The following is a 12,679-nucleotide window of genomic DNA, read 5'->3' as shown; positions in this document are numbered from 1 at the left end:
TCACGCGCATTTCAAAAGAATGTTCAGAACTGTTCGATCTGGTTCCGGAAATCGTTCAGGCGGTCCAATGTTGCCATAGTATGATCGCGACGGGCGACCGACAGGCCGAAGGCAATGGCTTCCAGAACGGCCACTGTCGCTGAATGCAGGGCGATATGTTCCTCCTTGCCGCGCATTGCCGATACGATGACGGTGCCGGGCGGCACATCGGCTGCCGCGATCCGGTCGGTGACCAGCACGGCCGGCAGGCCCATTCGCCTGGTTTCGCGAAACAGGAGCGCAATTTCGCGATACGGCGTCCCGTAGGCCATGATGATGACGCCGTCGCCCGGACGCAGCGCCACCAGATCGTCGGCGAAGGCGCGGCCGGTGGTGCCGATCGGCAGGCTGGTGAGGCCGTTTCGGTTCAGGGCCCGGCAGATATAGTCGGCCAGCCCCCTGGAAGGACCGATGCCGAAGACCACGATGCGCGGACAGGGATGCAGCGCCCGCACGGCGTCGGCGATATGCCGGCGCGTGGCCGGATGTTGCAGGGCGGCCGCCATGTCCGCATGGGTCTGCAGGATGCCGCCGACGGCGTCGTCGAGGTCCGAACCGATATCTTCGATCGTCCTGGATAATGCCGATGCCGGGTCGCGCGCATGGGTCAGGCTGGCGATCAATGCGGCACGCAGGGCCGCCAGACTGTCGAATCCCATGGCCTGCACCGAACGGATCACGGTTGCATCGGAGGTGCCGATCCGTTCGGCCAATTCGGCCGCCGAACTGGCCAGGGCCAGCGGACGGTTGGCGTGGATGAACTGGACGACCCGACGCGCCATCGGGGTCAGTCCCGAATCGGGACGCAGGCTCTCGGCGATCGGGTCGGGTTTCAAGACGTTTCGGGCCTCCGGATTCGTCACGAACGCGCCGGCATAGCAGGCGGGGCAGGTTGGGACACCAAGTTCATCAAACCTTCATTCCGTAGTGTTTGCGACAATTGTAGAGGAACCACGTTGCATCGGCTACGGAGTGCGGATCAGGATGACGGGACCGACATGACACGCGTGCGTGTGGCCTCCGTCGCGCTGCTGCTGCTGGTTCTGTGGTGTCTGGCCAGCCTGACGGGCGGGCGTGGGCCGGGGCTGGTCATCTATAGTTCGGTCGGCGTGGCGCCTGCCATCGTCGCCGCCTATGCCCGCGAAACCGGTCGGCCGGCAACCGTGCTGACGATGCCAGGCGGGATGCTGTTGGCACGCGTGTCGGCCGAGGCGCATCATCCGCGTTGGGACGCCGTGTGGTTCGAGGGCGATGGCGGCGCCGTGGCCCTGGATCGGGCGCGCCTGCTGGCGCATGGCGTGGTGCCGGAGCTGGATTGGACGCCGACCGGACGGGACCTGCAGCCGGCCGACAGATCCTATGAGGTGACCGGGTTCACGCTGGCGGGCGTTTTCCTGTCGCGCCGCGATCAGGGCCACGCGCCACGAAACTGGCGCGATATCATGGGGGCCGCGCGCGTGGGGATGGCCAATCCGGCATTGTCCGGCCCGGCCTATCCGCTTCTGGCCGGGATGTTGGCGCTGAATGGCGGCTGGCCGGCGGGACAGGCGGCATTGCGGCGAATGGTCGCGGGTGGATTGCTGGTCGGGCCTTCAAACCCATCGGTCCTGGTGGCCCTGCGCGTGGGGCGGATCGGGACCGCGATCGTGCAGAGTGCGGCGGCGATTGCCCTGGCGCGCGCCAATCCCGACTATGTCGTCGATATTCCCTCTCCGGCCTTCGTCCTGCCTGCCGTCGCGGCGGTGGCGGCGGACCGGCCAGCGGCCCGCCAGCAGGAGGCCGCGTCTTTCCTGCGTTTCATCATGCGCCCCGATATCCAGTCCCAGCGCATGCGCCAGCCCGGTGCCGAGCGATTGTTCTGGCCCGTGACCGCCCGGCCCGCCCAGCCCGACCTGCCGGATGCGGGCGGGATCGTCCTGTCGCATCCGGACCCCGATATCTGGGGGCCGCGCCAGGCTGAGGTGACCGGCTGGTTCCAGCAGGAGATCATGCGGTGAGCGGTGCGCGGCGTTGGATCGGGTTTATGGGAATTTGCGGGCCGTCGGTGCTGTTCGGTGCCGTCATCGCAGTCTGTTTCCTCTATCCGCTGACGCGCTTCCTGATGCTGCCGCTGATGCCGGACTGGGCGCCTCTGCCCGGCCTGGGGGCGGCGTCCGGCCCTGGCCTGTCATCCGGAGCGTTGTGGAACACGGTGCGCCTCAGCACCGAAGCCGGGCTGCTGGTCATTCCGCCTGGGCTTCTGGCCGGTTTCCTGCTGGAACGTCGGCGGTGGCGTGGGGCGGGGCTGCTGTCCGCGGCGCTGTGGGGTATCTTCCTGATGCCAAGCTATCTGCTGACCATGGGCTGGCAGATCGTGGTTGCCGCGCCGTTCCTGGCCGGTGGGGCGGCCGGCCACCTGTTGTATGGCGAGGCTGGGATCGTTGCGCTGCTGACGGTCAAGGGGTTGGCCTTTTCGTCGGTGGCGGCGCGCGCGGGATGGCACGCGGTTGGTGCGGACATGGATGCGGCATCGCGGGTGCATGTGCCCGCGGCGTGGCGGCGCGCATGGTTGACGCTGCGGCTTCTTCTGCCGGTATCCGGCAGCATATTCACGATACAGGTGGTGGCTGCATCACAGGATTTCGGCATCGCGGCGACCCTGGGCGCGCAGGCGCGCATGCCGCTGGTCATCTATGCCATATATCAGGATCTCTCGACCGTTCCGCTTGATTTCACCCGGGCCGCCCGGCTGAGCTGGGTTCTGGTACTGCTGGCCCTGGCGGCCCTGGTGGTGCAGGCCGTGCTGGCGCGGCGCAGCGCGATGGCGGGCGGAGGACATCGGCATCGTCCCGGTGTCGCGCCCTGCGGCCGGGGGATGACCGTGCTGGCGTGGTCTCTTACCGTGGGCATCCTGCTGGCGGGGGAGGTGGTGCCGCTGCTGGCCCTGGCGGCCCAGGCCATGGGCGACACCGGTAGCGGCGATGCGCTGTTGATCGACGGGGAAGGGTGGCGCGGGATCGGCCTGTCGCTGCGCTATGCCTTCGTTTCGGCGGTCTTCGCCGTTCTGCTGGCTGCCCTGATCCTGGGCGGGCGCATGCGTGCCGGCGGTTCGGGACGTGTGGTGGCGCGCATGCTGCTGTGGCTGACATCGGCCAACATGGCAGTGCCGGGCGTCATACTCGGTGCCGCCTATGTGATTGCGTTCAACGGGCGTGTCCTGTCCCTGTACGGCACGCCAGCTTTGCTGATCCTGGCTTATACCGCCAGCCACCTTCCGATCGCCATCCGCTTTCTCGACGCGCCGTTCGCGCACCTGCATCGCGGGCTGGGCGAGGCTGCGCGCGTGCACGGGGTGTCGCTGGCGCGGCGGGTGGAACGGATCTACCTGCCGCTGCTGTTCCGGCGGCTGACTTGGGCGTGGGGCATGGTGTTCGTGACCCTGTTTTTTGAACTGCCCCTGTCGGAAATCCTGTATCCCGCGGGCAGTGCGCCCCTGGGTGTCAAGCTGCTGTCTCTGGATGATACATTGCATTACGGTGCCGAGGCCCGGCTGGCGCTGGTCGCGATGGGGATTTGCCTGGCGGTGACGGCGGCCGCGATTATCCTGGTGCCTCGCCTGGTGGTCGGTTCCGGACCGGAACGGATGGGAGGGGCCGGAAATGCCCGGACAGCCCCGTCCCTGGAGCAAGAAAATGCCTGAAAACATCCTGTCTCTGGATGGAATCGTGAAATCCCATGGTCGGACAAGGGTTCTGCGCGGCGTTACCCTCGATGTTCCGCGCGGGCAGTTCGTGCTGCTGATGGGGGGCTCCGGGTCCGGCAAGACAACCATGATCCGCCTGGTCGCGGGGTTGGAACGGCCCGATGCGGGGTGCGTGACGCTGCGCGGCAGGCGGGTCGACAATCATGCCGATGGTATTTTCGTGCCGCCGGAACGGCGCGGCCTGGGCATGGTCTTTCAGGATTATGCGTTGTGGCCGCATCTGACCTGTCTGGATAATATCGTGACAGCCATGCCCGGCCGCGGGCGTGACCGCGGGGAGCGGGCCCGCGCGCTGTTGCGTGACATGTCCATGGCGGGGCTGGAGGGGCGCTATCCCGCGCAATTGTCGGGCGGCCAGCAGCAGCGGGTCGGCCTGGCACGGGCGCTTGCGGCGCGGCCGGACCTGCTGCTGCTGGACGAACCCCTGTCGGGGCTGGATGTCGAGGTGCGCGGCCGCATGCGCGACCAGATCCGCCGCCTGGTGCGCGAGACGGGATGTTCCGCATTGTTCGTGACCCACGATCCGGTCGATGTCTGGCGCCTGGCCGACCGTGTCCTGATGCTGGAAGGCGGGCAGATCGTGCAGGATGCCGCGCCGGACGGGCTGTACCGCCGCCCGCTTTCGCCGCGCATCGCGCGTATGACCGGCGCCGAGGGCGCGTTGCCGGTCATGCTGCGCCGCCGTGACAGGCAATGGGGGTTCGACGGTGCCGGCGGGTTTCAGGACGTGACGACGGTCGGTGTGGACAATGAGGGACCGGCTTGTGCCTATCTGCGTCCCGAAGGTGTGCGGCGGGGGGCGCGCGGTCATGTCGCGATGCGGATGGACATGACATTCGAGGCGGGGCGCTGGCGCACCCTGTGGCATCTGCCGTCCCTGGACTGGTCGGTGCATAGTCTGGAGGCCGAGAGTCCACCCGAGCAGGCTTTCCTGACGTTCGACGGTCAGCACCTCTTCGCCTATCCGGCGTCCTGAGCCGTGTCGAAGCGAACGGGTGGTATCAGCGTGATCGAAGGCGTTTCCGCGCCCCGGGCCGACGATGTGCTGTCGCGGGGTCTTTCCGTGCGCGCCTTGCGCAATGGCCATGCCGGGCCATTCGCATTCGACGTGCCGGCGGGAGCGTGCCTGGTCATTACCGGCATGTCCGGCGCCGGCAAATCCGTGCTGCTGCGCATGATGGCGGATCTCGACCCCCATCAGGGCGACGTGGCGCTGGACGGGCGGTTCTGTTCCGGCATGCCGGCCCATCGCTGGCGGCGGCAGGTCGTGTACCTGCCGGCCGAGCCGGGCTGGTGGTCGGATTCGGTCCTGGACCACATGCCCGACGATGCGCTGACCCGCGATCTGATGGCGAAGGCCGGCCTGCGTGGGGGGGTGCTGAACGATCCGGTGCATCGCCTGTCCACCGGCGAACGGCAGCGCCTGGCCCTGGTGCGCGGGCTGCGCCTGGCACCGCGCGCGCTGCTGATGGACGAACCCTGTTCCGCCCTGGACGGCGGGACGACCTTGATGGTGGAGGCGATGATGCGTGAGGCCATGGCCGGAGGGACCGCGATCGTCCTGGTGTCGCACGATGCGGCGCAGGCGACGCGGATGGCCGACCTGCGCCGCGAACTGGCGCAGGGGCATTTTGTCGGAGCGGAGTCATGACGCCGATTCTGCTGGATACCGGCGACATGATCCTGGCGGGGGGGCTGATCGTCGGCTGCGTGGCGCTGTCGCTGGTACTGTCGCTGGGCATTCACCGCACGCTGATCGTCGCTGGCATACGCATGGCGGTCCAACTGGTGCTGACGGGAAGCGTGCTGCTGTTCGTCTTCGGCCGGTCGTCGGTCTGGCTGACCCTGCTGGTGCTGGCCTTCATGTTCTCAGCGGCGACATTCGAGGTCGGGTCGCGCCAGGTCACGCGACTGACGCCGGTATGGCATTTTGGAATTGGCGGGTTCAGTACGGCAACAGGCACGGTCATCGTGGTGCTGGTCGGGCTGCTGACCGCTTTGCAGCCGCATCCCTGGTACCAGGCGCGCACCGCCATTCCGATGACGGGCCTGTTGCTGGGCAATGTGATGAATGCGACCAGCCTGTCGATGAACACGCTTCTGTCCATGGTCGCGCGCGAGCGTGCCGCGATCGAGGCACGGTTGATTCTGGGGGCGACACGCGCCGAGGCGATGAACGGCCTGATCCGCCAGGCGATCCGTACCGCGCTGATCCCGACCCTGAACCAGATGGCCGCAGCAGGGGTCATCACCCTGCCGGGGATCATGACGGGCCAGATCCTGGCCGGGATGAATCCGCTCGACGCGTCGAAATACCAGATCGTGCTGATGAGCCTGATCGTCAGCGGGAACATGATCGGCGCCACCATGTCCGCCGTCCTGACGTCGGCGCGGCTCAGCGACGCGCGGGGACGATTGCGGCTGGACCATCTGGCGCGGTGAGTCGCGTCAGAAGGAGGGTTGTAGTTCAAGCTACATTTCTAATCTTTTAGGCATCAGACGTTTTATTTTAATTTCCCGTGATATTTTTGCAATTTTATTTGAGAATGCGAAGCAAAGTAGAGACAAAAAAATATTTTCTTCATAAAACTGGAATATCAATTTCACAAAAATGATTTGAGTCGCGTGATAGAAGGCCGGTCGTGTCGTGATCGCTACGGGGGGTCCGAGGCGGCGGCGACTATTCCGAGGATCAAATGTTACAACCTGTTCTTTTTCGTCAGCGATCGTCACGCCGTCTGGCGGGGCGCAAGGCACGTGGCCTGGCTTCTACCGCGCTGGTCTGCATGGGCATGATGTCTGGCGTATCCGCCGCCCACGCCGCGCCGACCGCCGATGTGTCCCGCGACACCATGCAGAAGAAAGGCCGGGTGACGTCGGGGGCGGCGAGAAAGAACGGTGCGGCGGTGGCTGCCGCCGCAGCGCCGAAGGGCGAGCAGATCGAGACGATCGGCCGCACGAAAGTCGATTCCGCAGCCTATCAGGCTCCGACCAAGGCGCCGCTGACAGCCTTCCAGCCGACATCGGTCATCAGCCAGCACTTTATCGAGAACAACATCCCGCCGTCGGGTAGTTACGACACTATGGTGGCGCTCTCGCCCAGCGTCATGACCATCGGATCGAACGGGCCCGGTCTGGCAGAAAACAAGGTGTCGGTCCGCGGATTCTCCGATGGTCAGTATAACGTCCTGTTCGATGGCATACCATTCGCCGACGGCAACAACTTCACGCATCACACCACCGGTTATTATACCGCGCACGACCTTGGCGAGATCAGCGTCGATCGCGGACCGGGCGATGCCAGCACGATGGGCTATGCGACGTTCGGCGGCACCATTGCGGTCAACGGCAAGGCACCGACCGACCGGCGCGCGGTCGAAGCCTATGGCAGCATGGGGGCCTGGAATACCTATACTTATGGCGGCGAATTCAATAGCGGCCGGATGAAGAAACTGAACAACGCATCTTTCGTCTTTGACGCCGGTGGCGTGCAGAGCGATGGCTACCAGACTTATGCGGGGCAGCAGCGTTACAATTTCTACGGAAAGTGGGTCCAGCCGATCAACGACCACACTACGCTGACGTTCATGGGGATGTACAACAATCTGGTCCAGCATGCGCCACCCGGCGTGACGACAGGCGAAATCGCCGCTTACGGTTCCGATTACGGCCTGTCGAACAACCCGAATTCGCAGAACTACTTCAAATACAATGTCGATACCATCCAGACCGACATGGCTTATATCGGCCTGAATTCCGATATCGGCGGGGGCTGGAGCATCGACAACAAGGCCTATACTTACGCTTATTACCATCACGGTCATAACGAAAATGACGTGAACGGCACCACCCAGGCGCAGTATCTCAATGTCGCGCCGGTCTGGAAGGGACATGTCGTTGCGTGCGGCGGAACGTACGGTGCCAACAAGATGACCTATAATTCAGGTCCGGGTTGCGAATACGGCCAGGCGATGCGGCAGGATTATCGTGCCTGGGGCGATACGTTCGCCGTCAAGCGTGATTTTGGTCTGGCGAAGCTGAAGCTCGGCTTCTGGCTGGAACATCAGGGCGACACCCGCCAGCAGGGCAACATCAACTGGGCGACCGGTGCATTCACCAACCAGGCGGCTCCCCTCAACCGGCTCATGACGCTCGACAATTTCAGTGCGCAGCCATACGTGCAACTGACGTTCCGGCCCCTGCCGAACCTGGAGATTTCGCCGGGATTCAAATACGCGCTCATGGTTCGCCAGATCAACGCGCCGGTCAATCAGAAGACTGGTACGCCGCTCAACTATGACCAGACCTACGGCGCGCCCATGCCGTCGCTGAATGTGCATTACATGGTCAACCCGAACTGGTCGGCCTATCTGCAGGTCGCGCGCGGCTTCCTGGCGCCCGATGCCGCCTACTTCTACACACCCGATCCGGCGGCCAACAAGGTCAGTCCGGAAAACACCATGAACTACCAGATCGGTACGGCCTGGCAGAGCCGGCGCTTCACCCTGTCGGGCGATGTGTATTACATCAACTTCAGTAATTTCGTGACCAGCGCCAATCAGAACGTCCCCGGCTATGGTCCGATGACGGTCTATTACAACCAGGGTGGCGTCGATTATTACGGTATCGAAGGCGAAGCGTCCTATCATCTGGGTGCGGGCTTCACGCTGTTCGCCAATGGCAGCCTCAACCAGTCCAAGACCCAGGGTACCGGCGCGCCGATCGCCAACGCGCCGGACTCCACGGCGGCGGGAGGGCTGATCTATGAACGTAACGGGCTCTATGCCTCGGTGATCGATAAATGGATCGGCGCGCGCGCCGGCGTGATCAGTTCGGCGGGCAAGGCCATGAACGGGCTTGATCCGTTCAACCAGCTCGACGTTTCGATCGGCTACACGGTCCACGGCAAGGACCATTCCGTGCCGCCGATCAAGTTTCAGCTCAGCGTGACAAACCTGGCCGACAGCAAAAAGATCTTTGCCTATTCCGGGACGACGGCCGAGGGCGTGGCGCTGTGGAACACCCAGCCCGGCCGCGGTTTCTTCGGGTCGATCTCGGTGCCCATCGGGTTCTGATCCGCCCAATCGGTCGCGTTCTCTTATCCTGGGCCCGCCGCCTCGTGCGGCGGGCCGTTTTTTCCGGAGACATGCTTCATGGTCCCATTCAGGACAACCGGGCGGGCGGCCTTTGCCCTCGCCCTAGCCGGATTCTGCGCGACGACGCAGGCCGCTCCCATGCATGCGCAAACCATGCCCGAAGCGCCGGTCCTTTTCGCGCCACCGCCGCCGGCGCAGGGTTCGGCGATGGAGGCGTATGACCGCACGGTCTTCGCGGAAACGCGCGCACTGAAGGGTACCGCGCGCTGGGCGCTGGCGCGCGCGGACGCGGACGCCAAGCCCGAGGCTCTGCTGGCGGATTTTTCCTGTGCGATCGGTCATGCTCTGACAGACAAGAGCAATCCGGCCTTGTTCAAGCTGGTTTCCGCCCTGCGCGATGCGGTTAAGGTTCAGGTCAAGATCCAGAAGAATATCGTGCGCCGGCCGCGCCCTTTTGTCGGAAACGATGCCCCTATCTGCGTGGCGCGCAATAAGGATGCGGCGGAGGATTATGCCTATCCGTCAGGTCATGCCACCACGGGCTGGTCGGCCGCATTGCTGCTGTCGTCGCTTTTCCCCACCCATACGGGGCAGATTCTGGCACGTGGGCGCGAATATGGTGAAAGCCGTGTCGTATGCGGTGTACATTGGGCGTCGGATGTCTGGGCCGGCTTTGTGACAGGCAGTGTCGTCTTCACGCAGTTTGTCAGCGACCCGGCTCATGCGGAACTGCTGGATGCCGCACGGCGGGAAATTGCGGCACAACAGGAAGCATCCGGCGGGCTGGATCAAAAGCGCTGCACAATAGAAGACCAGGGGCGAATGGTTGCGCCGCTGACCGGAAAGCCATAGGTCATGCATGCCTGCCGGGAGCGGAGCATATTGTGCAACGTGAAGAGCGCCGGCAGGCTTCGGCGTTCACAGGCGCTGGGCATCATGTGGCCCTGGCGGCCGGGTAGGGGTGCCGTGCTATGTTGCCGGAATGGATGATGCCACTCTTGCCTTGAGCCGTTGCCGTTGGGCGCAGACCGACCCATTGCTGCGGGCCTATCACGATCAGGAATGGGGCGTGCCCGTGCATGACAGCCGGATGCTCTGGGAAATGCTGTGCCTCGAGGGGTTCCAGGCGGGTTTGTCCTGGCTGGTCGTGCTGCGCAGACGCGAGGGGTTTCGTCGCGCCTTTGCGGGTTTCGACCCCGAGCGTGTCGCGCGTTTCGAGGCGGGGGATGTGGCGCGCCTGATGGCGGACCCCGGCATTATCCGGGCGCGGGCCAAGATCGAGGCGACGATCGGCAATGCGCGGGCCTATCTGGCCATGCGGGAGCGTGGCGAGGACTTCGCGGCGTTCGCCTGGGGCATGGTGCCGGATGCGCCGGTCCGGAACACCACCGGCGTGGTGCTGGCGCAATCGCCGCTGTCGCAGGCCATGGCGAAAGCCCTCAAGGCGCGGGGGTTCAGGTTCGTCGGACCGGTGATCGTGTATGCCTGGATGCAGGCTGTCGGCATGATCGACGATCATGACCCGGCATGCTTCTGCCATGACCGGCAGGGTGGAAGCTGAAAGATATTTTGAAGATATAAGGGGATATTCTAGGCTTTTTGTTCGCATTCCTTCAGGAACGGAATGAGTGCGGGATTCAGGTTTCCTGGCCGCCATGCGACGACATGGTTGACGATCGGCGCATTTTCGAGGTCGCGGAAAATGGTGCCGGCGACTGTCACTTTCCGGATTCCCTGGGGGACAAGAGCGATGCCCAGCCCTTCCGCGACCAGATTGACGATCGTGTGCTGGAGCTGGGTTTCCAGCCGGATGGTGGGTTCAAAGCCGCCTGAGCGGCAATATTGGACGATGGCGTCGCGCAGCATCGACGAGACTTCGACCGGTGCCGCGATCAGGGGTTCGTCCTCCAGGTCTTTGGCCTCGATCAGCGGGCGGACGGCAAGCGGGTGGTCCGCGGGCACCGCCAGGCAGAGGGGCTCGCTCAGGATCGCGCTGGTTTCCAGCCCACGGATGAAGCCCGGATCGAACATGATCCCCGCATCGAAGCGGCCTGCCAGGAGATCGGCGGCGAGCGAGCCGGGGACGACCTCGCGCAGCCGGGTATGGACCATGGGATAATTCGCCACATAGCGGCGCACGAGGCCCGGAATGACCGTGTAGGTCGCATACATCATGAAGCCGATCGAGAGTTCGCCGAGTTGGCCGCGTTCCGCCAGTTGGGCGTTGAGGCAGGCCTGGTCGAAGGCGGCCAGGACGGCCTTGGAATCCGCCAGGAAGCGGCGTCCGGCATGGGTGAGCGTCGCGTGGCGCGAATGACGTTCGAGCAGGCGGACGCCCAATTCCTTTTCCAGGGCGGCGATCTGGCGGCTGAGGGGCGGCTGGCTCAGATGCAGGCGCTCGGCCGCGCGACCGAAATGCAGCGTTTCGGCCAGCACCACGAAATAGCGCATCTGTCGAATGTCGATCATGGCAGGTCATCCGCACGCGAGAGGCTGGGAGGCTGTGCCGGAAGCCTCGTTGGCGGCGGCCCGCAGGCCACCGTTGCCAGCGTATCAGGCGAGGGGTGCGGTCTGGAACAGCGTTACGCGCAGGCCGCCATGCGGTATCGGCGCGGTGGGGGGCAGGAACGGCAGGCCGGTGGCGTGGGCCAGGCCGGGCTCCGTGGTGATGATCCCCACCCGCCAGCCGGCGAAATGGCTCGCCAACGTGCGGCCGAGCGCGCGGTAGAGTGGGACAAGGGCCTTCCTGTCTCCGATGCGGGTGCCGTAGGGTGGGTTCAGGATCACCAGTCCCGGCGTTTCGCAGGGGGGGCGGATGTCGCTGATCGCTGTCTGCTGGAAGGTCGTATAGTCGGTGATGCCCGCGCGCTCGGCGTTCGCGCGGCTCATGGTGATGGCGCCGGCATCGCGGTCGCTGCCGTAATAATGGGCCGTGGGCACACGCATGCTCCTGACGTCACGCAGCTTCTGCCAGGCGGGTTCATCGAAATTGGCCAGCAGTTCGAACGCGAAATGGCGCGAGCGGCCGGGATTGAGCCGGGCTGCGATCTCGGCGGCTTCGATCACGAACGTGCCCGAGCCGCACATCGGGTCGAACACCGGTTCGGTCCCGTCATAGCCGCATTGCAGCAGGAACAGCGAGGCCATGGTTTCGCGCATCGGCGCGCGGTTGACGGCCTGCTTGTGACCGCGCCGGTGCAACAATTCCCCCGAACTGTCGATGCTGATCGTGCAGAGATCATGGTCGATCCGCACCCGGACGATGAGGGCGGCATCGGGCGAACAGGGCGCGCCGAGTGTCTTGCGGATCGCATTCTCGATCCGTTCGGCGGCGGCCCCGGCATGGTAGATGCGCGACCCGGTGCAGGAGGCCTCGACCCGGAAGGGAATGTCGGGGCGCAGGACGCTGGCCCATGGCACGAGCCGGGCGCGGTGGTCGAGCTGGGCGAGATGGACGACGCGGAAGGCATCGATCCGCGCCAGAATGCGATTGGCCCCGCGCACCCACAGATTCGCCCGGTAGACTTCCGGCCAGCCGCCCTTGATGACGACCCCGCCGGGGACGGCGCGCGGCTGCCTGAAGCCCTTCAGGCGTATTTCGCCACACAGCGCGTCTTCCTGGCCCGGTGCGGTGGCGAGGAAGATTTCAAAATCCCGGTCTTGCGTCATCGGGCCTGCATGGCAGGAAGCCGGCGCCACAGCAACTGTCTCGCCCGGCGGCATGCGGGCCGCATGTCGCCGGGAAGAGGAGATTTCCCGAAACGATCTCGGGTGAGGGATGAATTTTCCTTCATGAGGAGCT

At 64.9% G+C, this 12,679-nt stretch carries 11 protein-coding genes; 8 read left to right on the top strand and 3 right to left on the bottom strand.

The window, feature by feature from the left end:
* Positions 1 to 23: 23 nt before the first annotated feature.
* Entirely contained in the window at positions 24 to 875 is an 852-nt protein-coding gene (locus tag HLH36_RS13435; protein ID WP_182986864.1) for a MurR/RpiR family transcriptional regulator, read from the bottom strand.
* A gap of 162 nt (positions 876 to 1,037) precedes the next feature.
* Between HLH36_RS13435 and HLH36_RS13430 the strand changes: the two genes are divergently transcribed.
* The 8 genes from HLH36_RS13430 to HLH36_RS13395 all read left to right on the top strand — a co-directional run bounded on the left by HLH36_RS13430 (position 1,038) and on the right by HLH36_RS13395 (position 10,438).
* A complete protein-coding gene (locus HLH36_RS13430) occupies positions 1,038 to 2,036 on the top strand; it encodes an extracellular solute-binding protein (RefSeq protein WP_182986863.1) in 999 nt (332 codons plus the stop codon).
* A 26-nt stretch (positions 2,037 to 2,062) separates the two neighbouring features.
* On the top strand, positions 2,063 to 3,718 hold the full coding sequence (locus HLH36_RS13425; protein WP_182986862.1) for an ABC transporter permease: 1,656 nt from the start codon (positions 2,063 to 2,065) through the stop codon (positions 3,716 to 3,718).
* Entirely contained in the window at positions 3,711 to 4,757 is a 1,047-nt protein-coding gene (locus tag HLH36_RS13420; RefSeq protein WP_182986861.1) for an ABC transporter ATP-binding protein, read from the top strand. The genes HLH36_RS13425 and HLH36_RS13420 overlap by 8 nt, the downstream gene beginning before the upstream one ends.
* 69 nt (positions 4,758 to 4,826) lie before the next feature.
* On the top strand, positions 4,827 to 5,432 hold the full coding sequence (locus tag HLH36_RS13415; protein WP_220792843.1) for an ABC transporter ATP-binding protein: 606 nt from the start codon (positions 4,827 to 4,829) through the stop codon (positions 5,430 to 5,432).
* Positions 5,429 to 6,223, top strand: a complete 795-nt coding sequence (locus tag HLH36_RS13410; RefSeq protein WP_182986860.1) for an ABC transporter permease — start codon at positions 5,429 to 5,431, stop codon at positions 6,221 to 6,223. The genes HLH36_RS13415 and HLH36_RS13410 overlap by 4 nt, the downstream gene beginning before the upstream one ends.
* A gap of 350 nt (positions 6,224 to 6,573) precedes the next feature.
* Positions 6,574 to 8,856: a TonB-dependent receptor gene (locus tag HLH36_RS13405; RefSeq protein ID WP_182986859.1), complete on the top strand. Its 2,283-nt coding sequence runs from the start codon at positions 6,574 to 6,576 to the stop codon at positions 8,854 to 8,856.
* 78 nt (positions 8,857 to 8,934) lie between these two features.
* Positions 8,935 to 9,729, top strand: a complete 795-nt coding sequence (locus tag HLH36_RS13400) for an acid phosphatase (protein ID WP_182986858.1) — start codon at positions 8,935 to 8,937, stop codon at positions 9,727 to 9,729.
* Positions 9,730 to 9,880: 151 nt separating this feature from the next.
* Positions 9,881 to 10,438 (top strand): DNA-3-methyladenine glycosylase I, encoded by a 558-nt coding sequence (locus HLH36_RS13395; RefSeq protein WP_246376822.1) that lies wholly within the window; start codon positions 9,881 to 9,883, stop codon positions 10,436 to 10,438.
* Positions 10,439 to 10,467: 29 nt separating this feature from the next.
* Here the strand turns inward: HLH36_RS13395 and HLH36_RS13390 are convergent, their stop codons facing one another.
* Both HLH36_RS13390 and HLH36_RS13385 read right to left on the bottom strand, forming a co-directional pair.
* Positions 10,468 to 11,346: a LysR substrate-binding domain-containing protein gene (locus HLH36_RS13390; RefSeq protein WP_182986856.1), complete on the bottom strand. Its 879-nt coding sequence runs from the start codon at positions 11,344 to 11,346 to the stop codon at positions 10,468 to 10,470.
* An 84-nt stretch (positions 11,347 to 11,430) separates the two neighbouring features.
* Positions 11,431 to 12,546 carry a THUMP domain-containing class I SAM-dependent RNA methyltransferase gene (locus HLH36_RS13385; protein WP_182986855.1) on the bottom strand — a complete coding sequence of 372 codons (1,116 nt, stop codon included), beginning with the start codon at positions 12,544 to 12,546 and terminating at the stop codon, positions 11,431 to 11,433.
* Positions 12,547 to 12,679 lie beyond the last annotated feature (133 nt).

The organism is Gluconacetobacter aggeris (assembly GCF_014174395.1).
Taxonomy (GTDB): Bacteria; Pseudomonadota; Alphaproteobacteria; order Acetobacterales; family Acetobacteraceae; genus Gluconacetobacter; species Gluconacetobacter aggeris.
The sequence above is the reverse complement of the archived record's forward strand: the minus strand, read 5'-3'. Positions and strand labels throughout refer to the sequence as shown.